The following is a 24,900-nucleotide window of genomic DNA, read 5'->3' as shown; positions in this document are numbered from 1 at the left end:
ACTTTGAGGACTACAACAATGATTATTTACGGTGTGGCGTTTCTGGCCTTTTGCACGCTGGTGGGTGTCTGGGTTGGTGAACTGCTCGGCAAGCTGATCGGCGTGCCAGCCAACGTCGGCGGCGTCGGCATTGCGATGCTGCTGTTGATCGGCCTGGGCAGTTATCTGAACAAAACCGGCTGGCTCAAGGGCAAGACTGAACAGGGTGTCGAGTTCTGGAGTGCGATCTACATTCCGATCGTGGTCGCCATGGCGGCGCAGCAGAATGTTTACGGCGCGCTGAAGGGCGGGCCGATGGCGATTCTCGCCGGGACACTTGCGGTGGTGATTGCCTTCGCCATGGTGCCGGTGCTGGTGCGCCTCGGCAACAAGGATCCGGCGCCGATTGCTCCGGCCAAGACTGCGGGGTAATCGCCATGTACGAATCAATGATGAAAGTCATCACTGGCTACGGCCTGATCAGCGGTTTCCTGATTGTCGGCCTGACCATGTGGGTGTCCTACTGGATGTCCAATACCTTCACCAAGGGCCGGTTGCACGGTTCGGCGATCGCCATTCTGCTCGGGCTGGTGTTGTCCTACGTTGGCGGTGCGCTGACCGGTGGGCAGAAAGGCGTGGTGGATATTCCTTTGTTGTCGGGTATCGGTTTGCTCGGTGGCGCGATGCTGCGTGATTTCGCCATCGTTGCCACGGCGTTTGGCGTGAGTGTTGAAGAGCTCAAACGCGCCGGGTTTGTCGGTGTGCTGGCGCTGTTTGTCGGGGTGGGCACGTCGTTTGTCGCCGGTGTAGGTGTGGCGATGGCGTTCGGTTATACCGACGCGGTGAGCCTGACCACCATCGGCGCAGGGGCGGTGACCTACATTGTCGGCCCGGTGACCGGGGCGGCGATTGGTGCCAGTTCTGAAGTCATGGCGCTGTCGATTGCTGCGGGGTTGATCAAGGCGATTCTGGTGATGGTGATGACACCGTTCGTGGCCCCGATGATCGGCTTGAACAACCCGCGCAGTGCGGTGATCTTCGGCGGGTTGATGGGCACTTCCAGTGGCGTGGCTGGCGGGCTGGCGGCGACGGATCCGAAACTGGTGCCTTACGGTTGTCTGACGGCGGCGTTCTATACCGCGCTTGGGTGTCTGCTTGGGCCTTCGGTTTTGTTTTTGGTGATGCGGAGTTTGGTGGGGTAGGGCTTTGGTTGTTTGTTACCTGAGCTGACGCCATCGCGGGCAAGCCCGCTCCCACAGGGCGATGTGTTGAACACAGATTTATTGTGCGACGCAACACACTGTGGGAGCTGGCTTGCCAGCGATTCAGACAACTCGGTTTCAGACCTGCCGATTGGCATACATCCGACACTCCGCCAACAACGCCAGCAGATTCGGATCGCGCTCCTTGGCCTTCAGAAACACCACACCAATGTGCTGCTGCAACCGATACTTTTCCTGCAACGGAATCAGCTTCACCCGGTTTTCATACACCGCCGCAATCCTTCCGGGCAGCAACGCATAACCCACCCCCGAACTGACCATGCTCAGCAGCGTGAAGATGTCATTCACCTGCATCGCCACCTTCGGCTCGAACCCCGCCTGCCTGAACACCCGATTGCCGTCCTGATGGGTCGCGAAGCCCTGGGTCAAGGTGATGAAGGTTTCATCGCGTACGTCCGCCAGATCAACTTCACTGCGCTGGGCAAATCTTGAATCGGCAGGAGTGGCGAGAAAGATGTCATCGGAAAACAGCGCAATCTGCTCACAATCCGGGTCGTTGATGCTGTCGTCCAGCGACACCAGAATCGCGTCGACTTCCATGTTTTTCAGCTTGTAGAGCAGGTCGATGTTCGAGCCAAGAATCAGGTCGATGTTGAGTTCGCTGCGGCGGATCTTCAGGCCCATGATCAGTTGCGGCACGGTTTTCACGGTCAGTGAATACAGCGAGCCGAGTTTGAAGCGTTCGGCGGAGAATCCTGCGGCCTCGCGGGTCAGGCGTACGCTTTCGACCACGTCCTGAATCAGCTTCTGCGCGCGTTCCTCCAGTACATAGGCGCTTTCCAGCGGCGTCAGGTTGCGGCCTTCGTGTTTGAACAGCGGGCAGCGCAGGGCGCTTTCCAGCGAGTGAATCGCGCGGTGCACGCTGACGTTGCTGGTCTGTAGCTCGGCAGCGGCACGGGCGAGATTGCCGGTGCGCATGAAAGCGAGGAACACCTCGAGTTTTTTCAGGGTCAACTCTTCGTCGATCAGCATGGCGCGGACTCTTTTTGGTATCGGCCGATTGTGCACGGTAAACGCGGCCCTTTGTAGGAGCCGCCGCAGGCTGCGATCTTTTTCCTTTGAAGATCAAAAGATCGCAGCCTGCGGCAGCTCCTACACGGATTCATGTTGAACAGAAACATTGCGCTTTTAGGCTCAAGGCCCGAGCCTTGCGCGCTGCGGTAATGAATTTTGAGGTGAGCAATAGATGTATCACGGAGAACGATTGAACGCCTGGACGCATCTGGTCGGGGCAGTGGCGGCTTTTATCGGTGGTGTGTGGATGCTGGTCATCGCCTGCCTCGATGGCAGTCCATGGAAGATCGTCAGTGTGGCGATTTACGCGTTTACCCTGCTGGTGTTGTACAGCGCATCGACCGTGTACCACAGCGTGCGCGGGCGCAAGAAAGAGATCATGAAGAAGGTCGATCACTTTTCGATCTATCTGCTGATCGCCGGCAGTTACACGCCGTTTTGCCTGGTGACCTTGCGCGGGGTGTGGGGCTGGACGCTGTTCGGGATTGTCTGGGGGCTGGCGCTGATCGGCATTGTGCAAGAGATCAAACCGCGTTCCGAGGCGCGGATTCTGTCCATCGTGATCTATGCGGTGATGGGCTGGATCGTGCTGGTGGCAGTGAAGCCGTTACTGGCGGCGTTGGGCACGACGGGTTTCGCGTGGCTGGCGACGGGCGGGGTGTTGTACACCGTGGGGATTATCTTTTTTGCCCTGGATCATCGGCTACGACATGCCCACGGGATCTGGCATTTGTTCGTGATTGCCGGGAGTTTGCTGCACTTTGTCGCGATTATGTTTTACGTCCTGTGAAGCAAGATCAAAAGATCGCAGCCTGCGGCAGCTCCTACATTTGGAATGCGTTCCCCCTGTAGGAGCTGCCGCAGGCTGCGATCTTTTGGGGCCCTAGAAATCACCCCACAATTGTTGAGCCACCGCCAACGCAACTACCGGCGCAGTTTCGGTACGCAACACGCGCGGCCCAAGGCGAGCAGCATGAAAACCATTGCCCTTGGCCTGCTCGACCTCGGCCTCGGACAAGCCGCCCTCAGGCCCGATCAGAAACGCCAGAGTCGAAGGTTTGGCATGGCTCACCAGCGGCTCGGCCACCGGGTGCAGCACCAGTTTCAACTCGGCTTCGGTCTGCTTGATCCAGTCCGCCAGCAGTACCGGTGGATGAATCACCGGGACCCGCGAACGACCACATTGCTCACATGCGCTGATCGCCACCTGACGCCAATGCTGCAAGCGTTTGTCAGCGCGCTCGTCTTTGAGGCGAACTTCACAGCGATCGCTGAAGATCGGGGTGATTTCATTGACGCCCAGTTCGGTGGCTTTCTGGATCGCCCAGTCCATCCGCTCGCCGCGGGACAGGCCCTGGCCGAGATGGATGTGCAGCGGTGATTCGATCTGTCCGGCGAACTGCTCGTCGATCTGCACCACCACGCGTTTCTTGCCGACTTCCAGCAAGGAACCGCGAAACTCATGGCCGGAACCGTCGAACATCTGCACCGCATCGCCCTCGGCCATGCGCAGCACGCGGCTGATGTAATGCGCCTGGGCTTCCGGCAGTTCGTGTTGGCCGGTGCTTAGCGGGGCGTCGATAAAGAAGCGGGACAGTCTCATGCGGGGTCTCTGTAGAAATTGTAAAAGTCTGGCGGCCCTATCGCTGGCAAGCCAGCTCCCACAAGGACTTGCGCAGAACCTGTGGGAGCTGGCTTGCCAGCGATGACGGTAGTCCGGTCACCGCTGAAGCTTTAGTGAAACAGATCAGCCCGGATCGCGGAAACCGGGGTGGAAGTCCTTCGGCACGGCCACGCTGACGCTGTCACGGGTGGCGATGTCGATGCCTTCGCTGGCGACTTCGGCGAGGAAGTCGATCTGCTCCGGCGTGATCACGTACGGCGGCAGGAAGTACACCACACTGCCCAGCGGACGCAGCAGCGCGCCACGCTCCAGCGCATGCTGGAACACCTTCAGACCGCGGCGCTCCTGCCAAGGGTAAGCCTCTTTGGTGGCTTTATCCTTGACCATCTCGATGGCCAGGACCATGCCGGTCTGGCGCACTTCGCTGACGTTCGGGTGATCGACCAGATGCGCCGTCGCCGAAGCCATGCGCTGAGCGAGTGCCTTGTTGTTCTCGATCACGTTGTCCTGCTCGAAGATATCCAGCGTCGCCAACGCCGCCGCACAGGCCAGCGGGTTGCCGGTGTAGCTGTGCGAGTGGAGGAAGGCGCGCAGGGTTGGATAGTCGTCGTAGAACGCGCTGTAGACATCGTCGGTGGTCAGGCACGCGGCCAGCGGCAGGTAGCCGCCGGTCAGGGCCTTGGACAGGCAGAGGAAGTCCGGACGAATACCGGCCTGCTCACAGGCGAACATCGTTCCGGTGCGGCCAAAGCCGACGGCGATTTCGTCGAGGATAAGGTGCACGCCGTAACGGTCGCAGGCCTCGCGCAGCAGCTTGAGGTACACCGGGTGATACATGCGCATGCCGCCGGCACCCTGAATCAGTGGCTCGACGATCACTGCCGCAACGCTGTCATGGTTCTCGGCCAATGTCTGTTCCATCGCCGCGAACATATTGCGCGAGTGCTCCTCCCAACTCATGCCTTCGGGGCGCCCGTAGCAATCCGGGCTCGGCACCTTGATGGTGTCCATCAGCAGGGCTTTGTAGGTTTCGGTGAACAGCGGCACGTCGCCGACTGCCATCGCCGCCATGGTTTCGCCGTGGTAGCTGTTGGTCAGGGTGACGAAGCGTTTTTTGGCCGGCATGCCGCGGTTGAGCCAGTAGTGAAAGCTCATTTTCAGCGCGACTTCGATGCAGGACGAACCGTTATCGGCGTAGAACACCCGGTTTAGGCCTTCCGGCGTCATTTTTACCAGACGTTCGGACAGCTCGATCACCGGTTGATGGCTGAAACCGGCGAGAATCACGTGCTCCAGTTGATCGACCTGATCCTTGATGCGCTGGTTGATGCGCGGGTTGGCGTGGCCGAACACGTTGACCCACCACGAGCTGACCGCGTCGAGGTAGCGCTTGCCCTCGAAGTCTTCGAGCCAGACGCCTTCGCCGCGCTTGATCGGGATCAGCGGCAGCTGTTCGTGGTCTTTCATCTGGGTGCAGGGATGCCACAACACCGCGAGATCGCGTTGCATCCACTGATTATTAAGGCCCATTTACAGTCTCCTCGAGGCGGCTCGCGACAGGCGCGGGCAAACAATCGCGCAAGCCTATGCAATGCATCGCGCGGGAACAACCCATTGTGTCGATTGAGCTACTTTGTATGAGCCGATAGACGTCGCTGGCGGCGTTTTGATGGCTAACGTATTCTTCGCGGTTCTTTGGGTCGTCTGACCCGCACAACTGCTTTTTTCTGTGTATTTCCGGAGTTCGCTGAATGTCTGTCGGTTGGCTGCGCGCCTGTGCGCTGGTGATGTTGGGGCTGTTCAGCGTTACGGCGCTGGCCAAGGATAAAACCGCAATCGTGATCGGCGGCGGCCTGTCGGGCCTGACCGCTGCTTATGAGCTGCAAAACAAAGGCTGGCAGGTCACGCTGCTCGAAGCCAAACCAAGCCTGGGCGGTCGCTCGGGCATGGCCACCAGCGAGTGGATCGGCAACGACAAAACCCAGCCGGTGCTGAACAAGTACGTCTCGACGTTCAAGCTGGGCACCACGCCGGCACCGGAATTCGTGCGTACACCGGGTTATTTGATCGACGGCGAGTATTTTTCCGCTGCCGACCTGGCGACCAAGCAACCGGCCACCGCCGATGCGCTCAAGCGTTACCAGAAAACCCTCGACGATCTGGCGCGCTCGATCGACGATCCACAGAACCCGGCAGCGACCAACACCCTGCACGCACTGGACCAGATCACCGTGTCGAGCTGGCTCGACAAACAGAATCTGCCAGCCACTGCGCGTCAGTTGATCAACCAGGACATCCGCACCCACTACGACGAGCCTTCGCGTCTGTCGCTGCTGTATTTCGCCCAGCAGAACCGCGTGTATCGCGGCGTGTCCGACCGTGACCTGCGCGCCTCGCGCCTGGTCGGCGGCAGCCAGGTGCTGGCGCAAGCGTTCGTCAAACAGATCAAGGTCATCAAGACCAATTCGCCGGTATCGGCCATCAATCAGGACAAGGACGGCGTGACCGTCAAGGTTGGCAGCGTCGGTTACCAGGCCGATTACGTCGTGCTGGCTGTACCGTTGCGTGCCTTGAACAAGATTCAGCTGACCCCGTCACTGGATGCCCAGCGTCTGGCGGCCATCAAGGGCACCAACTACGGTTGGCGCGACCAGATCATGCTGAAGTTCAAGACGCCGGTGTGGGAAAGCAAGTCGCGCATGTCCGGCGAGATCTACAGCAACACCGGTCTGGGCATGTTGTGGATCGAGCCCGCGCTGAAGGGCGGCGCCAACGTGGTGATCAACCTGTCCGGCGACAATGCCCGCGTGATGCAGGCATTTGGCGACAAGCAGATGGTCGATCAGGTGCTGATTCGTCTGCACGCGTTTTATCCACAGGCCCGTGGCTCGTTCACCGGTTATGAGATCCGCCGCTACAGCACCGACCCGTCGATGGGCGGCGCGTACCTGGCTTACGGTCCGGGCCAGATCAGCAAGTTCTGGCGTATCTGGGAACGTCCGCTGCAGCGCGTAGCGTTTGCCGGCGAACACACCGACACCTTGTACCCGGGCACTCTGGAAGGTGCGCTGCGCACCGGTCAGCGTGCGGCCAGCCAGGTTGAAGATCTGGCGGCAGGCAAATCATTCGAACCGGCCAAAGTGATCCCGGCAGCAGCAGCGGCGGGCGCGGCCGGTGCCGTGGCAGCGAAGAAGGGCAACTTCTTCAGCAACCTGTTCGGTGGTTCGGACGATGAGAAGAAGCCAGAGCCTGTGAAAGCTCCAGAACCGGCCCCAGCTCCAGTGGCTCCAGCGCCCGCGCCGACCCCTGCGCCAGCTCCGGTGGAAGCACCGAAGCCAGCCGCGCCGGTAAAAGCCGAGCCTGCGAAAAAAGCAGCAGCCAAGCCAGCAGCGAAGAAACCGGCGGCGAAAACCGAAGCGAAAAAGCCGGCGGCCAAACCAGCGGCAAAAAAGGCTGAGCCGGCGAAGAAACCAGCAGCCAAGCCTGCGGCAACGACCGAGACCAAGGTGCAGTAAAGCCTTGCGGTAAATGAAGAAGCGCGGCGCTTATGCCGCGCTTTTTTTTGCCTGTAAGAGCCTCATCGCGGGCAAGCCCGCTCCCACAGGTTTTTGCGGTGAACGCAGAACTTGTGAACGCCACCGACCACTGTGGGAGCGGGCTTGCCCGCGATGAGGCCTGTCCAAACAGCTCATCATCAGGATCTGCCACCTAACATCCCGCCACAATTTCTCCTTTAATCTTTCCTTAACACGCCACTTTCAGACTCTTCATCGTATTTCTCGATATTTCAAAGCGAAATTTTCCGCTTTAATTCGATAGATAACTCGCTAGTCTTGGTTCGCAGTTCTCACAGGATTTGGGCAATGCAGCTACGTAACTCTTCTTCGCGCTACGGTTGGGTCAGCATCTTCATGCACTGGGGTGTGGCGCTGGTGGTCTTCGGACTGTTCGCGCTGGGCCTGTGGATGGTCGGGCTGGATTACTACAGCACCTGGCGCAAAGACGCGCCGGATCTGCACAAGAGCATTGGTCTGGTGCTGCTCGGAGTGATGGTGTTGCGGGTGTTGTGGCGTTTTATCAGCCCACCGCCGCCGACGCTGCAAAGCTACAGCCGCATGACCCGTATCGGCGCTAAATTCGGCCACGGGTTTCTGTATCTCGCGCTGTTCGCTGTGATGCTTGCCGGTTACCTGATTTCCACCGCAGACGGTGTCGGTATTCCGGTGTTTGGCCTGTTTGAAGTTCCTGCACTGGTTTCCGGGCTACCGGATCAGGCAGATACCGCTGGGGTGATTCATCTCTGGCTGGCGTGGGCGCTGGTAATTTTTTCCGGCCTCCATGCGTTGGCAGCAATGAAACACCACTTTATTGATCGTGATGCGACCCTCACTCGAATGCTCGGTCGCAAAGCCTGATGTTCAACCTCGACTCCAAAGGAAAACAAAGCATGTTGAAAAAGACTCTGGCCGCTCTGGCAATCGGTTCTGCCGTTCTGTCCGCCAACGTAATGGCTGCAGACTACGTCGTTGATAAAGAAGGCCAGCACGCCTTCGTCGACTTCAAGATCAGCCACTTGGGCTACAGCTTCATCACCGGTACTTTCAAGGACATCGACGGCAAGTTCAGCTTCGACGCGGCCAAGCCTGAAGACAGCAAGATCGAGTTCAACGTCAACACCGCCAGCGTGTTCACCAATCACGCCGAGCGCGACAAGCACATCGCCAGCGCAGACTTCCTGAACGCGAGCAAGTTTGGCAAAGCGACTTTCGTTTCCACCAGCGTCAAGTCCACCGGCGCGAACACCGCTGACGTGACTGGCGACCTGACCCTGCTGGGCGTCACCAAGCCAGTGGTTGTCAAAGCCACCTTCCTGGGTGAAGGCAAGGATCCATGGGGCGGCTACCGTGCCGGCTTCGAAGGCACCACCAGCATCAAGCGTTCCGATTTCGGCAAGCAGAAAGACCTGGGTCCCAAGTCCGACGCGGTCGAGCTGTACGTTTCGTTTGAAGGCGTGAAAGCGAAGTAATTTTTCGCCAGCCACACAAAAACGCCCCCGGTCGAAAGGCCGGGGGCGTTTTTTATTGCCTGCCCATTCGCACATCCCCTGTAGGAGCTGCCGAAGGCTGCGATCTTCTGATCTTGGAAAAGCCAAAGTCAAAAGATCGCAGCCTTCGGCAGCTCCTACAGGTGGGGGTGTGTTTTTCCATAAAAAATGCCCCGGCTCTTGCGAACCGGGGCATTTTTCATTGCGGCATCAAATCAGCGATTGCGCGTCAGCAAGGCTGGTTTTTCGCCACGTGGGCGGCTTGGCAGTTGATCGAGCTGCTCAGGAGTCGGGAAGCGGTCGGCTTTCGATTCCTTGTGCATGATCTTCGGGCCATTGCTGCGCGGGGCCTGCACGGCTGGCTCGCTACGAGGCTGATCGTCACGGGCCGGGCGGCGGTTGCGCGAAGACGAGGAAGAGTCGTCGCGACGACCCGACTGACCGTCACGCGGTGCACCATTACGTGGACCGCTACGCTTGGCTGGCGGGGTGCCGGTGCTCGAGCCGTTGGTGTTGCGCGGAGCGTTCTGGCGACCTTGCGACTGACCGCCGCGTGGTGCGCCTGAACCTGCGCCTGCGCCCTGAGCCGGTGCGCCTGGACGACGGCCGCGACCGCCGGCAGGGGCTGGCTTTGGCACGTAGTCAACGCGGTTACCGAAGTTATCCACATCGTCGTCGAGGAACTCGTCCGGGGCGCGATCAGACGCAGCGCGTGGCGGCTGGCTCGGGCGCTGGTCACGGGCCGGAGTGCCTTCGCGAGGCTTTTGCTGACGGGCTGGACGCTCGCCGCGTTCGCCGGCTGGCTTTTCCTTGCTCTTTTCCTTGCCTTTGTCTTTACGACCGCCGCCACCGCCGCCGCCATTCGGACCGTCGCCGCGCGGGCCACGAGGGTTGCGCGGGTTGCGCACGTCCGGACGCTCACGCACTTCCGGCTTCTCGGCTTCAATGGTGCTCGAGTCGAAGCCCATCAGGTCGCCGTCGGCGATTTTCTGCTTGGTCATGCGCTCGATGCTTTTCAGCAGTTTTTCTTCGTCCGGAGCGACCAGCGAGATCGCCTCACCCGAACGACCGGCACGGCCAGTACGGCCGATACGGTGCACGTAGTCTTCATCGACGTTCGGCAGTTCGAAGTTGACCACGTGTGGCAACTGGTCGATGTCCAGGCCGCGCGCGGCGATGTCGGTAGCCACCAGAATGCGCACTTCGCCAGCCTTGAAGTCGGCCAGGGCTTTGGTGCGAGCGTTCTGGCTCTTGTTGCCGTGAATCGCGACAGCCGGCAGACCGTGCTTGTCGAGGTACTCGGCCAGACGGTTGGCGCCGTGCTTGGTACGGGTGAACACCAGCACCTGTTCCCACGCGCCGGCGGTGATCAGGTGAGCCAGCAGCGCACGCTTGTGGCTGGCCGGCAGACGGAATACGCGCTGTTCGATGCGCTCGACCGTGGTGTTCGGCGGCGTGACTTCGATGCGTTCCGGGTTGTGCAGCAGCTTGCCGGCAAGGTCGGTGATGTCTTTGGAGAACGTCGCCGAAAACAGCAGGTTCTGGCGCTTGGACGGCAGGCGTGCGAGGACTTTCTTCACGTCGTGCACGAAACCCATGTCGAGCATGCGGTCGGCTTCGTCGAGGACGAGGATTTCAACGTGGGACAGATCGACGCTGCCCTGGCCGCACAGGTCGAGCAAACGACCCGGGCAAGCGACCAGCACGTCGACACCACGGGCCATGGCCTGAACCTGAGGGTTCGTGCCGACGCCACCGAAGATGCAGGCGCTGACGAATTTCAGGTCACGGGCGTAGATCTTGAAGCTCTCGTGAACCTGGGCCGCGAGTTCGCGGGTCGGGGTCAGGACCAGTACGCGCGGTTGGCGCGGGCCGTGACGCTGGGATTTGTCCGGGTGACCGTTGGGGAACAACCGCTCCAGGATCGGAAGGGCGAAACCGCCGGTTTTACCAGTACCTGTCTGTGCCGCAACCATCAGGTCGCGACCTTGCAACACGGCGGGAATAGCCCGCTGTTGCACCGGAGTAGGCTCGGTATAGCCCGCATCTTCGATGGCGCGGACTAAAGCCTCGGAGAGACCGAGGGAAGCAAAGGACATGAGTAATCCTGTTTTAGTTAGGGCTTGGCCCAATGGGAATCTTGCCTGGCGCGAATCACGTTTAAGAGGACGCAATCCCGTCCGGTCCTGCTGCGGTTCCAAAGACACGTCTGGAGTGCTCGCGCTGGCTGGAAGCTGCGCTGTAGCGGGTCGAGAGGCCTGTTAAGGTTCCGGGCGTCCGGGCGTGAGCCTGGCGGGAACGCCGGAGTATAACAGAGCAATCACTGCGCGCTGCTTTCCTGCTGCTCAACGGTTTTGCTGTCCGCCGACGCTTTACTCAATGGCGCCGTCTGGCCAGGGGCTGCGCCATAGCGTGCGCTCAGCTCGGCGTAGGCCGGTTCGCGCTTGAAGCGCTTGAGTTCGGCGCCGAAGCGTTGCGCCAGCAAATCCATCCCGGCATTGCGCCGAACTGCTAAAAACTGGCTCTGGCGGCTAATAATCATGGGGTTTTCACTGATCAAATCGCGAATATTCAACTGATCCAGCAAATGCTGACCCACGCGGCGATCAGTGATCAGCAAATCGATACGTCCGCGCACCAGTTTGCCGAAGTTGGCTTCGTGGGTCGGCGCGGGCTCGCGGGTAAACAGGGTCGATTCGCTGAAGTCGGGGCTGTACAGATAACCCGGTGAAGTGCCGATGGTCAGGCCTTTGAGGTCGTCGAGTTTGTTGAACGGGTGTGGTCGGTCGTTGGCGTAGAACATCACGAACTCGACATCCGACAGCGGCTCGCTGGGGTAGAGCAGGGTGGCGTCGCGCTCGGCGCTGTGAAAAATATCCAGCGCACCGTCGGCCTGGCCGGTTTCCAGCATCGACAGGCAGCGTTTCCAAGGCAGGAACTGCCATTCGACTTCTATGCCCAGGCGCTTGAACACAATGGCGGTGGTTTCGTAATCCAGCCCGAGGTTTTTGCCGTTCTCTTCATAGACGTAAGGCGCCCATGGCTCGGTGACAATACGCAGCTTCTCGCCTCGAGCGGCGAAGCTCAGGCAAGCAAAAACCAGCACGGCGAATAACTGTGTGATCAAAGGCATGGCTTGAGATTACGACGAGAAACCACAAAGAGCCAGAAACTGCCTGCACAAGCTCTGTCTCGGGCCTTTAAAAGCAAAAGATCGCAGCCTTCGGCAGCTCCTACAGGGTGAACTAAATCCCAATGTAGGAGCTGCCGAAGGCTGCGATCTTTTGATCTGGCTTGTAGCTTTCAGCTTGTAGCTGCTTCAGCGCGGCAACTTCAGGTTATTCCAGATCGCCAGGCTAGGTTCAGCCTGGTTCATGGAATAGAAATGCAGCCCCGGTGCGCCGCCCTGCAACAGGCGTTCGCACATCTCGCTGACGACTTGCTCACCAAAGCGCTGAATGCTTTGAGTGTCATCGCCATAGGCTTCCAGTTGCTTGCGGATCCAGCGCGGGATTTCCGCACCGCAGGCATCGGAGAAACGCGCGAGTTTGCTGTAGTTGGTGATCGGCATGATCCCCGGTACCACCGGAATATCCACGCCCAGCGCCTGCAAACGGTCGACAAAGTAAAAGTAGCTGTCGGCGTTGAAGAAGTACTGGGTGATCGCGCTGTCGGCGCCGGCGCGGGCCTTGCGCACGAAGTTGGCGAGATCGTCTTCGTAATTGCGCGCTTGCGGATGCATCTCCGGGTAAGCGGCGACTTCGATGTGGAAATGATCGCCGGTTTCTTCACGAATGAATTCAACCAGTTCATTGGCGTGACGCAGCTCACCGCTGGTCATGCCCATGCCGGACGGCAAGTCCCCACGCAGGGCAACAATGCGCTTGATGCCGGCAGCCTTGTACTCGTTCAGCAGGCCGCGCAGGTCGTCCTTGCTGTCGCCGACGCACGACAGGTGCGGTGCGGCCGGTACTTTGACTTCGCTTTCCAGTTGCAAAACGGTGTTGAGGGTGCGATCACGCGTCGAACCACCAGCGCCATAGGTGCAGGAGAAGAAATCGGGATTGTACGTTGCCAAATGACGGGCAACGTTGAGCAGCTTTTCATGCCCAGCATCGGTCTTGGTCGGGAAGAACTCGAAGCTGTAGCGACGGTCTTGGGACATGGTCATACCCTTGGAAACACGTAAGCCGGACGCTGCCCCCCTGTAGGAGCTGCCGCAGGCTGCGATCTTTGAAGATCAAAAGATCGCAGCCTGCGGCAGCTCCTGCACGGAGCGGTCAGCAGCGTCAGTCAGGCAACGCAGTGCGCCAGGCGCACCGCGTCGACGCTCAGCCAATCAGTAGCGGTAAGCGTGCGGCTTGAACGGGCCTTCGACGGTAACGCCGATGTAGTCAGCCTGTTGCTTGGTCAGTTGAGTGACCACGCCGCCGAAGCCGCGAACCATTTCCAGGGCCACTTCTTCGTCGAGTTTCTTCGGCAGTACTTCAACGGTCAGGCGCTCGGCTTTCTGGGCTGGCGACAGGTCGGCGTACTTCTGGTCGAACAGGAAGATCTGTGCCAGCACCTGGTTGGCGAACGAACCGTCCATGATGCGGCTCGGGTGACCGGTAGCGTTGCCCAGGTTCACCAGACGGCCTTCGGCCAGCAGGATCAGGTAGTCGTCGTTCTGTGGGTCGAATTTGGCAGCGCCGGTACGGTGGATCTTGTGTACCTGTGGCTTCACTTCTTCCCATGCCCAGTTCTTGCGCATGAAAGCGGTGTCGATTTCGTTGTCGAAGTGGCCGATGTTGCAGACAACAGCGCGCTTCTTCAGAGCTTTGAGCATGTTGGCGTCGCAAACGTTGACGTTACCGGTGGTGGTCACGATCAGGTCGATCTTGCCCAGCAGCGCTTTGTCGATGCTTGCTTCGGAACCGTCGTTGATACCGTCGATGAACGGCGAAACCAGTTCGAAACCGTCCATGCAGGCCTGCATGGCGCAGATCGGGTCAACTTCGGAAACTTTAACGATCATGCCTTCCTGACGCAGGGACTGGGCCGAGCCCTTGCCCACGTCACCGTAGCCGATGACCAGCGCTTGCTTGCCGGACAGCAGGTGGTCGGTACCACGCTTGATCGCGTCGTTCAGGCTGTGACGGCAGCCGTACTTGTTGTCGTTCTTGGACTTGGTCACCGAGTCGTTGACGTTGATGGCCGGGATTTTCAGCGTGCCTTTGGCCAGCATGTCCAGCAGACGGTGTACGCCGGTGGTGGTTTCTTCGGTCACGCCGTGAACGCGATCCAGTACTTGTGGGTACTTGTCGTGCAGCAGTTGAGTCAGGTCGCCGCCGTCGTCGAGGATCATGTTGGCGTCCCATGGCTGGCCATCCTTCAGGATGGTCTGCTCCAGGCACCACTCGTACTCTTCTTCAGTTTCGCCTTTCCAGGCGAAAACCGGGATACCGGCAGCAGCGATAGCGGCAGCAGCCTGATCCTGAGTCGAGAAAATGTTGCAGGACGACCAGCGTACTTCGGCACCCAGGGCAACCAGGGTTTCGATCAGCACGGCAGTCTGAATGGTCATGTGGATGCAGCCGAGGATCTTCGCGCCTTTCAGCGGCTGTTCGCCAAAGTACTTGCGACGCAGACCCATCAGAGCCGGCATTTCCGATTCGGCGATGATGGTTTCGCGACGGCCCCAGGCAGCCAGGGACATGTCGGCAACTTTGTAATCGTTAAAATCTGCAGGCGTGATAACAGCGCTCATGAAGAGCCTCCATTCGTAATGTATGCGAATGGGCGCCGTTGTGCGTTTAGTGTCCGGCCTAGGCCAGTCAACGCCCCATCCGAGCCTGACAGGTTGAACCTGCTGCAGCGCCCCTCGGACAGGTGGCGGGAAAACGGTAGCAAGTGGAAGTTACCGTTTTGAAACGGTGGCGATTATAGCCGTCTAGACTGATCTTCCAAAGGCTTTCTGTCGGCCAAATGAAGATCGCCAATCGCGACCATAGTAGAAGGCTCATGGAGCATGACCGCTCGGTCTGCCAAGATACCGCCCATCTTTCGGCAAACGCTCAGGAGTGAACATGAATTTCCACACCCGCAAATGGGTAAAACCCGAAGACCTCAACCCCAACGGCACGCTGTTCGGCGGCAGTCTGTTGCGCTGGATCGACGAAGAAGCAGCGATCTACGCCATCGTCCAGTTGGGCAACCAGCGCGTGGTGACCAAGTACATTTCCGAAATCAACTTCGTTAGCGCCTCGCGCCAGGGCGACATCATTGAATTGGGCATCACTGCCACCGAGTTCGGCCGCACCTCCATCACCCTGACCTGCGAAGTGCGCAACAAGATCACCCGCAAGAGCATTCTGACTGTCGAGAAGATGGTTTTCGTAAACCTCGGTGAAGACGGCCTTCCGGCACCGCACGGGCGGACCGAGATCAAGTACGTCAAAGACCAGTTTCAGGACGATGCGGCGATCGCTGATTGAGATCGGCGGCGCTAACTTCGCAAGCATAAGCTGACCCTGTAGGAGCTGCCGAAGGCTGCGATGTTTTGATCTTGCTTCTGAAAAATCAAAATCAAAAGATCGCAGCTTTCGGCAGCTCCTACATTTTCTGCGTACGCCCAAAGATTTGCTCGGCGCCTACAGAACGTATTTCATGGTGCGAATGTCGTAGGTAAACGACACCCCCCACCGGTTCCCACACCATGACCACGCCCACCGACGGCAAGACCCCCGACCTCTCGGCCAAAGAGCAACACGAAGTCGAGAAAAACCAGCCGCCCCGCGCGGCGGTTCTGCATGAAATCATCCGCTCCCAAGGCGATCAGGAACTTGAACGCAGTATCGCTGCGCTGTGGTGGTCGGCACTTGCTGCAGGCCTGACCATGGGCCTTTCGCTGATGGGCATGGGCCTGCTCACTTCGCGGTTGCCCGATGGCGACGAATTCAAGGTGATTGCCAGTTTCGGCTACTGCGCAGGCTTTCTCGCAGTGATCCTCGCCCGCCAGCAACTGTTCACCGAAAACACCCTGACCGCCGTGCTGCCGGTCATGACCAAACCGACGCTGCTGAATTTCGGACGGCTCATCCGCCTCTGGACGGTGGTGCTGGTCGGCAACCTGTGCGGCACGATTCTGGTGGCTTACGTGATGCTGGAGCTGCCGATTTTCGACGCCAAGACCGACCACGCCTTCCTCGAAATCGGTCGCAAGGTGATGGAGCACAGCGCCAGCCAGATGTTCGCCAAAGGCATTGTCTCCGGCTGGATGATCGCGACCATGGTCTGGATGATCCCGTCGATGGAGAGCGCGAAGATGTGGATCATCATCCTCATCACCTACTTCATGGCGCTCGGCGACTTCACTCACATCGTCGTCGGTTCGGCGGAGGTGTCCTATCTGGTGTTTGCTGGCGAGTTGCCGTGGAGCGATTTCTGGGCGGTGTTTGCGGGGCCGACGTTGGCCGGCAATATCATCGGCGGCAGTTTTATCTTCGCCCTGATCAGCCATGCGCAGATCCGCAGCGAAAGCGGAACACCGAAATCCACCGGCCCTGAGGAAGATCAAGCCGAGTCCAAGCCAGATTGAGTCCGTCAGGCTTGTGCTGGTGAAAGCACTTTGGACAAAGCGCTCATCATCTTGGGCCGGTCAGTCTGAACGTGGCTGATCAGGGCAATCTCTCTGTCATAGCGATCATTGCCAACCGGGGTCACCACACACTTGTGGCCCCAGTGTTCGAAGCCGGACCAGTAAGGCACAAGGCTCACGCCAAGCCCTTCAGTCACAAGCATGGCAATGGTCTCCAGTGCATCCAGATCGACCAGCGGCGTCGGCAGCAAGCCGTTATCCGCCAGGTAATGTTCGGCATGCCGTCCGCCCCACGAGTCAGGATCGTAGCGGATGTACGGTTGGGTCATCAGTTGAGCCGGGATGCTGTCCGAGAGTTTTTCCTTCGACAGAAAAACCAGGGGCTCCTTGCGAAGTGATACCGCCCGCAGGGCTTTGGGTAATTCGAACGGTGGAACTACCAGGATGGCTGCGTCGACTTCTCCAGAGAGCAGCGACTGATACAACGATCGCGATGTTCCCGGCACGATGACTGGCGTCAGCCCCGGCGCCAGCTCGGTCAGTGCGCGCAATGCGCCGGGAAGCAGACCGGTCAGCACAGTTGAGATAGCGCCTATTCGCAAATGCCCCGTGAGCCCTCCCACGTCGGCATCTCCCGCCAGCAATTCAATCTCGCGAACGATGCGTTTAGCCCTGGGCAATAAACCCAGACAGGCCTGGCTTGGCTTGGCTGCGTGCCCGACGCGAGACAGCAGTTCAAAACCGAGTTGCCGTTCCAGCGCGAGAATTCGCTGACTGACCGCTGCTGCCGTCAACCCTTCGGCGCGCGCGGCATGGGCGATGGAGCCACATTCCACGACGGTGATGAGGCTCTTCAGATAACGCGTATCCATAAGAAATACTTTCGATAGCGAAAAAATTACATGCTATCTCTTTTGATGGAAACCGCACAGTCTTCAACCCTGACCGTTATTTCCACTTTCCGGCGATGTTCAGGAGTTACCGATGCAGTCGATTTTTCATCTCGCTTTTCACGTCCGCGATTTACAGGTCTCCCGCCAGTTCTATGGTGATCTGCTGGGATGTGAAGAAGGGCGCAGCACTGAGACCTGGGTTGATTTCAATTTTTTCGGGCATCAATTGTCGTTGCATCTGGGCGAACCGTTTGCAGTAACCAACACCGGGAAAGTAGGTGAACACAACGTGCCGATGCCCCACCTTGGGGTGATATTGAAGATGTCGGACTGGGTTGCCTTGAAGGACCGCTTGATCGAAGGCCAGGTGAAATTTGTTCTTTCACCCACCATTCGTTTTCCAGGAGAGCCTGGCGAGCAGGCGACCATGTTCTTCCTGGACCCCGCCGGAAACCCTATCGAGATAAAAGGCTTCACTGATTTGCAGTCAGTTTATGCAACTTGAAACTTCCACAAAGCGCACTTCCCTCAAGTGCCTTTCGACGGGAAGTCCAAGGAGCGATATGCACAATTTTAATCAAACGGATGCCACCGCCATTTCTGAAATGGTTCGTGCGGATGTCGTGAGCGCAGAGGCAGTAGCCGAGCACTTTCTTGAATGTGTCGAAGCGCGCGAGCGCAGCATAAATGCCTTCGTTTCGTTCGATCCGGACGCGCTGCGCAGTCAGGCTTGCCAATTAAAAAACGGTAGCGCGAAAGGCCTCTTGGCAGGTGTGCCCGTGGGGATCAAAGACGTGTATGACACGGTCGATCATCCCACCCGTTTTTACTCGCCGATCTATGAGCAAAACCGTCCCTCGCGTGATGCCCACGTCGTTGCGCTGCTGCGCCAGGCCGGGGCAGTCATCATGGGCAAGACCCATACAACCGAATTCGCTTACATGCATACCGGCCCAACCCGCAACCCGCATGATCTTGCCAGAACCCCCGGCAGTTCGAGTGCCGGGTCGGCAGCGGGGATGGCGGCCGGGTTTTTCCCGCTCGCGTTGGGGACTCAGACCGCTGGCTCATTGATCAAACCGGCGGCCTATTGCGGACTGTATGCCTTCAAGCCTTCGTATGGACTGGTTTCTCTGGAGGGGGTCAAACCGTTAGCGCCGAGCTTTGACACGGTGGGTTGGTATGGCAGGTCTGTTCGTGATCTGGAGCTGATGGCTCAGGTCTTGATTCCTGGTTTCCCGCAGCGTGCTCATGAACGCAGTTCATGCTCGTTCGGCTTCTGTCGTACGGCGCGTTGGGATCAGGTGGACGAAGACGTGGCCAGATCTCTGGAAACTGCGGTTGAAGAGCTGCGCTCAGCCGGACATCAGGTGAGCGAGGTGTTGCTGCCTGAGGAGTTTGCGGCGGTATTTGATGACCATCTGCTGATAAACGATTGCGAGGGCGCCCGATCACTGTCCAAAGAACTGCAAATGCATCCGGACAAACTCAGTGAAGAACTGTTAGCCATGATCGAACGCGCCAGTTTGACAACCTGGGAGCAAGAGTCAGCGGCAAAGAAGCGTCTGGCAAAGTTGGCCATCTTTTTGGAGCCGATATTCCAGCCTTTTGACGCCGTCCTGGGTGCGAGTTGTGGCATCGTCGCCCCGCTGGGCCTTGAAGCCACCGGGCCTTCCGATTTCAGCAAGTTCTGGATGGCGTTTGGCTTGCCGCAAATCAACATTCCGCTCGTGCGCAATGCCGGGGCGTTACCCGTTGGCCTGCAAATGATTGGAGGGTTTAGAGACGACAGCAGGCTATTGCGTGCTGCGCAAGAGGTTGATGCGGTGCTGCGGGCTAATTGAAGGGGCGCCGTCGTGGAGGTAGCTCCACGACGGCGCCGTGTGATGCGTCAGTGTGCCGAGTTTTCAGCGCTGACTTCTTGCTTGCCCGTTACGCCACGGACAACCCGGCCAATGGTCAGGCCCTGTATCAGAATCGACGACAACACCACGATGTAGGTGATGCTCAGCAGCAAGTCGCGCTGCTCGCCCAGTGGCAGCGACAGCGCCAGTGCGACCGAAACCCCACCACGCAAACCACCCCAGGTCAGCACCCGGATCGTGCCGCGCGGCACTGTGCGCCAGCGCCGCAGCAGCAGGATTGCCGGCGCCACGGTCAGCAGACGCGACAGCAGAATCGCCACCGCCAGTAAGCTCGCCGCCGCCAGGTGCAGCCAGTTGAATGGCAGCAGCAACAGCTCCATGCCGATCAGCGCAAACAGCAGCGCATTGAGCATGTCGTCGAGCAATTCCCAGAAACCGTCGAGGTATTTGCGGGTCATGTCGTTCATCGCCAGATTGCGCCCCAGGTTGCCGATGATCAGGCCGGCAACCACCATCGCAATCGGTGCGGAAACGTGCAGTTCGGACGCCAGCGCCGAACCACCGATGACCAGCGCGAGGGTCAGCATCACTTCGATCTGGTGCTGCTCGATGCTCTTGATCATCAGGTAAACCAGATAACCGATCAGCCCACCGAACACCACGCCGCCAATGGCTTCGTGGGCGAATAGCATGGCCGTGGCACTGACGGTCGGGGTCTCGCCGAGCTGGGCGATGCCCAGCAACACGGTAAACACCACGACGGCGGTGCCGTCGTTGAACAGCGACTCGCCGACGATGGTGGTTTTAAGCGGTTTCGAGGCGTTGGCGGTACGCAACACGCCGAGCACCGCAATCGGGTCGGTCGGGGAAATCAGCGCGCCGAACAACAGGCAGTAAAGGAAGCTCACGTGCCAGCCGAACAGGGCAAAGATGTAATACGCAAGGCTGCCGATCACCGCTGTGGCAATCAACACACCAAAGGTCGCCAGCAAGCCGATGGGCCAGCGATAGCTGCGCAGATCATTCAGGTTAACGTGCAAGGCACCAGCGAACAGCAGGAACGAGAGCATCCAGTTCATCAGCAGATCGCCGAAATCGATCTGGCCGATCAGTTGCTGTACGCGTTCTTCCAGGCCGGGATAGCCGAGCACGCTCAAGCCTTGCAGCAGCAGGGAAAACAGCAACGCGGTGACCATCACGCCGATGGTCGGCGGCAGACCGATGAAGCGGAAGTTGACGAAGGTGAGGAGGGTGGTGAGGCAGATGAAAGCGGCGACAAGTTCAAGCATCCGGGGTCCTTTGGATGAGGGGTGGAAAGATAGCGCACTGATTTTTTGGTGCGGGGGTTTGATGGGCGGAGGGCGGCTGAGGGCACAGTGGAAATCTGAGCTGAGATCAAGAGCCCCCTCACCCCAGCCCTTTTCCGGAGGGAGAGGGAGCCGACCGAGGTGTCTCGCACTCAACATCGACCTGAGCAATCGAGTCGATTATGGATTCGGCAATACGCGTTCAGGTCGATGCATGCCGAGTAAACACCTCGGTCAGTCCCCTCTCCCCTTGGGAGAGGGTTAGGGTTAGGGCAATGTCTGGCACAACTCGATCAACCAGACACATTGACCACAGCAGCCCCGCGACGTTGCAGATAGATAAACCAAAGCGCCGTCAGCACCGTCAGCACACCCACCAGCGCCCCGGTCCACGGCAACTGCGCAAGATCGGCACCGCTCGCCACCACCAACCCGCCAATCCACGCACCGGCCGCGTTGCCGAGGTTGAAGGCGCTTTGGTTCAGGGTCGAGCCGAGGTTCGGCGCTTCATGGGCCTGATCAATAATCAGCAGTTGCAGGATCGGGCACAGCGCGAAAGCAAAAATCCCCCACAACACAAGCGTGATCGCTGCCGGAATCACCGAGTGACTGGTCTGGGTGAATGCCGCGAGAACCAGCACCACCGCCATTGCCACACCCACCAGCGACGGCAGCAAACGACTGTCGGCCAGGCGCCCGCCGAGCATGCTGCCAGCGGTCAGGCCGACGCCGAACAACAGCAGCATCACAGTTACGCCGTGCGGGCTGACGCCGGTGATGTCCTGCAGGATCGGCGCGATGTAAGTGAACACACTGAACAGGCTGGTCGACGCCAGCACACTCATGCCCAGCGCCAACAGCACATTGAGCTTGCCCAGCACTTTGAACTCGCTGGCGAGGTTGGCCTTGTCCATCGGGATGTGTTTGGGTAACCACAACCATTGCGCGAGTGCGGCGACAACACCGATCACCGACACCGCCCAGAAGGTCGAGCGCCAACCGGCGTATTGCCCCAGTGCAGTACCCAGCGGCACACCGAGCACATTGGCCAAGGTCAGACCGGTGAACATCATTGCAATCGCCTGCGCGCGTTTATTCGGCGCCACCAAACCGGCAGCGACCACCGAGCCGATGCCAAAGAATGCACCGTGGCACAGCGCGGTGACCACGCGAGCGGCCATCAGCGTGGCGTAATTCGGCGCCAGTGCGCAGAGCACGTTGCCGAGGATGAACATCAGAGTCATGCCCAGCAACGTGGCTTTACGCGGCATGTTAGCGGTGCCGATGGCGAGGATCGGCGCACCGAACACCACGCCCAGGGCATAACCGGTAATCAGCAGGCCGGCGTGAGGAATGCTCACCGCAAGATCGCGGGCGACGTCGGGCAGCAGGCCCATGATGACGAATTCAGTGGTGCCGATGCCGAACGCGGCAACAGCGAGTGCAAACAAGGCGAGTGGCATGCGCAAGGTCTCTGTCGGTAGTCTTGACGCTGTGATCAGGCATACGCAGGCCAACGACCGGTCTCGAAAGAGAGCGGGGGCAGGCAGAAATTATTGGAATTAGTCTGTGCGCAACTGAGTGCGGCGTGGTCGCTTGCAGTATAAACAGCTGCTGACACATCGAGAATCAATAATCTGACTATTCGAGTGTTCGACTCCCCCCTGTAGGAGCTGCCGAAGGCTGCGATCTTTTGATCTTGTTTCTAAAAACCAAAGTCAAAAGATCGCAGCCTTCGGCAGCTCCTACAGGGGGGCAGTGAAAAATAATAAGGAGTGAAACGTGTTGGCGACAGCTTTGGTGTTGGTAGCGGCGCTGCTGCATGCGGCGTGGAATACCCTGATCAAGTTCAGTGCCGAACGGCTGCTGGTGGTGGCGTGCATGGACACCGTGGCGCTGCTGGTTGTTGCCATCGCGTTGCCCTTCGTGAACGTGCCGCCCATGGACATCTGGCCGTGGATTCTCGCTTCGGCAGCGTTCGAACTGCTCTATCGCTACTTATTGATTCAGGCCTATCGCGTCGGCGATCTCGGGCTGGTCTATCCGTTGATGCGCGGTTTGTCGCCACTGGTGGTGCTGGCACTGACCCTGATCTTTGCCGGTGAAGTGCTCACCACACAGCAGATCTTCGGGATCATGCTGATTCCGTTCGGCATGGCGTGTCTGCTGTGGCAGGGCGGCGGTGGCAAACATTTACCGTGGTCGATGTTGCCGGTGGTCGCGCTGATCGGGCTGTGCATCGGCTGCTACACCTACATCGACGGTCAGGCGCTGCGGCGCTGGTCGCATCCGCTGGATTACCTGGTCTGGGTCACGCTGCTCAGCGCCTGGCCGTTTCCGTTGCTGGCGTGGGTCGCCAAACGTCCGGCGTTCATGCAGTTCTGGCGTGAGCAATGGAGGCTGGGGCTGACGGTCGGGTTCTGCGTGTTGTTCAGCTACGCTCTGGTGCTGTGGGCGATGCAGTTGGGCTCGATTGCCGAAGCAGCGGCGTTGCGCGAGATCAGCGTGATTCTGGTGGTGCTGTTCGGTATGCGTTACCTCAAAGAACCTTTCGGCAGGTCGCGGCTCTTAGCATGTGGGCTGGTGCTGATCGGCATACTGGTGATGAAGTTCTGACGGCTCGCGAACTCTATAACTCGAAAAAAGGATGGCGTTATGACGGTGGCTCTTTGGTGTGTGTTGATCGCAATCTTTTTGCCGTACGTGTGCACGATTGTCGCCAAGATCTCGGGCGGTTTCCGGCTCAGTGACAATCATGACCCGCGAGACTTTCTCGACAGCGTTAATGGTGTGGCCCGGCGGGCGCATGCGGCGCAACTGAACAGCTTTGAAGTGATGCCAGCGTTCGCCGTGGCGGTGATCGTTGCGCATCTGGTGGGGACGGCGCAGTTGGTCACCGTGAATGTGCTGGCGGTGCTGTTTATCACCAGTCGCCTGTTGTACATCATCTGCTATCTGGCGGATTGGGCGATTCTGCGGTCGCTGGTGTGGTTTGTGGGGATGGGGTTGATTGCTTCGTTCTTCTTTGTGTCGGTTTAGGTAGAGCAAGGTCAAAAGATCGCAGCCTGCGGCAGCTCCTACAGAGGTCACAGACCTGACCTGTAGGCGTTGCCGCAGGCTGCGATCTTTTGCTTTTAAGGTTTGTCGGCCACCTGCGGCACTTGCGGTAGCGGGGCACCTTTGGGCCAGAGCATCCAGATCTGCCCTTGTTGTTTCATGTCGCCGGCCAATTGCCCGGCCGCATCACCGGTGCCCCAGAACAGGTCTGCGCGAACCTCACCGGCAATCGCACCGCCGGTGTCCTGCGCCGCCACCGGGCGAACCAGCGCCGTGCCATCCGGGCGCGTAGTCGACAACCACAACAGGCTGCCCAAAGGAATCACCTTGCGATCCACCGCCGCGCTATAGCCGGCCGTCAGTGGCACGTTCAGCGAACCGCGCGGTCCTTCGTTGCTGTCCGGGTTGCGGGTGAAAAACACATAGCTCGGGTTGCTACCCAGCAGTTCCGGGATGCGCGACGGATTGGCCTTGGCCCAGTTGCTGATCGCGCCCATCGTTACGTCTTCTTTCTTCATTTCGCCTTGCTCGACCAGCCAACGGCCTATCGGTCGATACGGGTGGCCGTTCTGGTCGGCGTAGGCAATGCGTAGCTGCTTGCCGTCCTGGGTCTGAATCCGCCCGGACCCCTGGATTTGCAAAAATTGCAGATTCATCGGGTCGGTGAGGTAGGCAACCACTGGCGCGTTCACGCCTTTGCTTTCAATCGTCGCCGCGTCGTCGTAGGGCTTGAGCACCCGGCCTTCAAGTCGACCGCGAAGGCGTTTGCCTTTGAGTTCGGGATAAATGCTGTCGAGCGAGACGATGATCATGTCCTCGGGCACGCCATACACCGGAACGTTCGCCGTTTCGGTCGGCGTCAGGCTGCCGGGGTACACCGGTTCGTAGTAGCCGGTAATCAAACCGTTGGGGTTGTCGTTTTCAGCACGCAGGCCGTAGACATCGAGGTTCTGTTTGAGGAAAGCACGAATCTCGCTGGCGCTTTGCGGCACGTTGGCTGCTGCGGCGCAGGTCGTTCCCCAGACCGCATCATTTTTGAGGCGGGTGCAGGCGCTGCGCCAAGAACCGAAACCGGCGACCAGATCGCTATCGGACACTGTTGGCAGTGCTTCCCACGTCGCGCTGGAGTAAGTGGCCAGCGCATGGGTTTTCGGCTTGTCGCTGTCGCCACCGGTGCAACCGGCGAGAATCGCCAGCATTGGAAGCGTGGTGATCAGCGGATGACGCCAGGCCTTGAAACGGCTGTTCATGGAGT

Annotated in this window: 23 protein-coding genes and 1 riboswitch; of the genes, 12 read left to right on the top strand and 11 right to left on the bottom strand. The window is 59.2% G+C overall.

Going from position 1 to position 24,900, the window contains the following annotated elements; genetic code table 11:
* Positions 1-18: 18 nt before the first annotated feature.
* Together madL and madM are read left to right on the top strand one after the other, a co-directional pair.
* The gene (gene madL / locus ICA15_RS11375) at positions 19-411 is read left to right on the top strand and encodes a malonate transporter subunit MadL (protein ID WP_150601955.1); all 393 of its coding nucleotides are present in this window, start codon (positions 19-21) and stop codon (positions 409-411) included.
* Between the two features lie 5 nt (positions 412-416).
* Positions 417-1,181: a malonate transporter subunit MadM gene (gene madM, locus ICA15_RS11370; RefSeq protein ID WP_150617824.1), complete on the top strand. Its 765-nt coding sequence runs from the start codon at positions 417-419 to the stop codon at positions 1,179-1,181.
* Between the two features lie 138 nt (positions 1,182-1,319).
* Here the strand turns inward: madM and ICA15_RS11365 are convergent, their stop codons facing one another.
* Positions 1,320-2,234, bottom strand: coding sequence for a LysR substrate-binding domain-containing protein (locus ICA15_RS11365; protein WP_150617823.1), 915 nt, complete (start codon positions 2,232-2,234; stop codon positions 1,320-1,322).
* A 214-nt stretch (positions 2,235-2,448) separates the two neighbouring features.
* On the opposite strand from ICA15_RS11365, the gene trhA reads away from it, so the two are divergent.
* Positions 2,449-3,066 carry a PAQR family membrane homeostasis protein TrhA gene (gene trhA / locus ICA15_RS11360; protein ID WP_150601952.1) on the top strand — a complete coding sequence of 206 codons (618 nt, stop codon included), beginning with the start codon at positions 2,449-2,451 and terminating at the stop codon, positions 3,064-3,066.
* 93 nt (positions 3,067-3,159) lie between these two features.
* On the opposite strand, the gene ICA15_RS11355 is transcribed toward trhA, so the two are convergent.
* Entirely contained in the window at positions 3,160-3,879 is a 720-nt protein-coding gene (locus ICA15_RS11355) for a 16S rRNA (uracil(1498)-N(3))-methyltransferase (protein ID WP_150601951.1), read from the bottom strand.
* Positions 3,880-4,023: 144 nt separating this feature from the next.
* Positions 4,024-5,430, bottom strand: a complete 1,407-nt coding sequence (locus ICA15_RS11350) for an adenosylmethionine--8-amino-7-oxononanoate transaminase (protein WP_150617821.1) — start codon at positions 5,428-5,430, stop codon at positions 4,024-4,026.
* Positions 5,431-5,651: 221 nt separating this feature from the next.
* Here ICA15_RS11350 and ICA15_RS11345 point away from each other — a divergent pair, with 221 nt between their 5' ends.
* The 3 genes from ICA15_RS11345 to ICA15_RS11335 all read left to right on the top strand — a co-directional run bounded on the left by ICA15_RS11345 (position 5,652) and on the right by ICA15_RS11335 (position 8,926).
* Positions 5,652-7,415: a flavin monoamine oxidase family protein gene (locus ICA15_RS11345; protein ID WP_210553481.1), complete on the top strand. Its 1,764-nt coding sequence runs from the start codon at positions 5,652-5,654 to the stop codon at positions 7,413-7,415.
* A 348-nt stretch (positions 7,416-7,763) separates the two neighbouring features.
* Positions 7,764-8,315, top strand: coding sequence for a cytochrome b (locus tag ICA15_RS11340; RefSeq protein ID WP_150617819.1), 552 nt, complete (start codon positions 7,764-7,766; stop codon positions 8,313-8,315).
* 32 nt (positions 8,316-8,347) lie between these two features.
* The gene (locus tag ICA15_RS11335) at positions 8,348-8,926 is read left to right on the top strand and encodes a YceI family protein (RefSeq protein ID WP_042561513.1); all 579 of its coding nucleotides are present in this window, start codon (positions 8,348-8,350) and stop codon (positions 8,924-8,926) included.
* 233 nt (positions 8,927-9,159) lie between these two features.
* On the opposite strand, the gene ICA15_RS11330 is transcribed toward ICA15_RS11335, so the two are convergent.
* From ICA15_RS11330 to ahcY, 4 genes are all read right to left on the bottom strand, one after another.
* Positions 9,160-11,043, bottom strand: a complete 1,884-nt coding sequence (locus ICA15_RS11330) for a DEAD/DEAH box helicase (RefSeq protein ID WP_150617818.1) — start codon at positions 11,041-11,043, stop codon at positions 9,160-9,162.
* 221 nt (positions 11,044-11,264) lie between these two features.
* Positions 11,265-12,077: a substrate-binding periplasmic protein gene (locus ICA15_RS11325; protein WP_210553482.1), complete on the bottom strand. Its 813-nt coding sequence runs from the start codon at positions 12,075-12,077 to the stop codon at positions 11,265-11,267.
* A 186-nt stretch (positions 12,078-12,263) separates the two neighbouring features.
* Positions 12,264-13,109: a methylenetetrahydrofolate reductase [NAD(P)H] gene (gene metF / locus ICA15_RS11320; protein WP_150593620.1), complete on the bottom strand. Its 846-nt coding sequence runs from the start codon at positions 13,107-13,109 to the stop codon at positions 12,264-12,266.
* Between the two features lie 174 nt (positions 13,110-13,283).
* Positions 13,284-14,693, bottom strand: coding sequence for an adenosylhomocysteinase (gene ahcY, locus ICA15_RS11315; RefSeq protein ID WP_210553483.1), 1,410 nt, complete (start codon positions 14,691-14,693; stop codon positions 13,284-13,286).
* A 23-nt stretch (positions 14,694-14,716) separates the two neighbouring features.
* Positions 14,717-14,815: riboswitch (S-adenosyl-L-homocysteine riboswitch) on the bottom strand.
* 197 nt (positions 14,816-15,012) lie between these two features.
* Between ahcY and ICA15_RS11310 the strand changes: the two genes are divergently transcribed.
* Both ICA15_RS11310 and ICA15_RS11305 read left to right on the top strand, forming a co-directional pair.
* A complete protein-coding gene (locus tag ICA15_RS11310) occupies positions 15,013-15,420 on the top strand; it encodes an acyl-CoA thioesterase (RefSeq protein ID WP_150601945.1) in 408 nt (135 codons plus the stop codon).
* Positions 15,421-15,641: 221 nt separating this feature from the next.
* Positions 15,642-16,523 (top strand): formate/nitrite transporter family protein, encoded by an 882-nt coding sequence (locus ICA15_RS11305; protein WP_150601944.1) that lies wholly within the window; start codon positions 15,642-15,644, stop codon positions 16,521-16,523.
* 5 nt (positions 16,524-16,528) lie between these two features.
* Here ICA15_RS11305 and ICA15_RS11300 read toward each other — a convergent pair whose 3' ends face one another.
* Positions 16,529-17,395 (bottom strand): LysR family transcriptional regulator, encoded by an 867-nt coding sequence (locus tag ICA15_RS11300; protein WP_210553484.1) that lies wholly within the window; start codon positions 17,393-17,395, stop codon positions 16,529-16,531.
* A gap of 112 nt (positions 17,396-17,507) precedes the next feature.
* Here ICA15_RS11300 and ICA15_RS11295 point away from each other — a divergent pair, with 112 nt between their 5' ends.
* On the top strand, positions 17,508-17,921 hold the full coding sequence (locus ICA15_RS11295; RefSeq protein ID WP_150601942.1) for a VOC family protein: 414 nt from the start codon (positions 17,508-17,510) through the stop codon (positions 17,919-17,921).
* A 58-nt stretch (positions 17,922-17,979) separates the two neighbouring features.
* The gene (locus tag ICA15_RS11290) at positions 17,980-19,260 is read left to right on the top strand and encodes an amidase (RefSeq protein WP_210553485.1); all 1,281 of its coding nucleotides are present in this window, start codon (positions 17,980-17,982) and stop codon (positions 19,258-19,260) included.
* Positions 19,261-19,307: 47 nt separating this feature from the next.
* On the opposite strand, the gene ICA15_RS11285 is transcribed toward ICA15_RS11290, so the two are convergent.
* Positions 19,308-20,570, bottom strand: coding sequence for a cation:proton antiporter (locus ICA15_RS11285; protein ID WP_210553486.1), 1,263 nt, complete (start codon positions 20,568-20,570; stop codon positions 19,308-19,310).
* 311 nt (positions 20,571-20,881) lie between these two features.
* A complete protein-coding gene (locus ICA15_RS11280; RefSeq protein ID WP_150601939.1) occupies positions 20,882-22,051 on the bottom strand; it encodes an MFS transporter in 1,170 nt (389 codons plus the stop codon).
* Positions 22,052-22,370: 319 nt separating this feature from the next.
* On the opposite strand from ICA15_RS11280, the gene ICA15_RS11275 reads away from it, so the two are divergent.
* Complete coding sequence (locus ICA15_RS11275; RefSeq protein ID WP_210553487.1) at positions 22,371-23,204, top strand: EamA family transporter; 834 nt, start codon at positions 22,371-22,373, stop codon at positions 23,202-23,204.
* A 39-nt stretch (positions 23,205-23,243) separates the two neighbouring features.
* Positions 23,244-23,627, top strand: coding sequence for an MAPEG family protein (locus tag ICA15_RS11270; RefSeq protein WP_150601937.1), 384 nt, complete (start codon positions 23,244-23,246; stop codon positions 23,625-23,627).
* A gap of 95 nt (positions 23,628-23,722) precedes the next feature.
* Here ICA15_RS11270 and ICA15_RS11265 read toward each other — a convergent pair whose 3' ends face one another.
* Positions 23,723-24,895: a murein transglycosylase A gene (locus ICA15_RS11265; RefSeq protein WP_210553488.1), complete on the bottom strand. Its 1,173-nt coding sequence runs from the start codon at positions 24,893-24,895 to the stop codon at positions 23,723-23,725.
* Positions 24,896-24,900: the final 5 nt, after the last annotated feature.

This window comes from Pseudomonas sp. P116 (assembly GCF_020149425.1).
Taxonomy (GTDB): Bacteria; Pseudomonadota; Gammaproteobacteria; order Pseudomonadales; family Pseudomonadaceae; genus Aquipseudomonas; species Aquipseudomonas anatoliensis.
The sequence above is the reverse complement of the archived record's forward strand: the minus strand, read 5'-3'. Positions and strand labels throughout refer to the sequence as shown.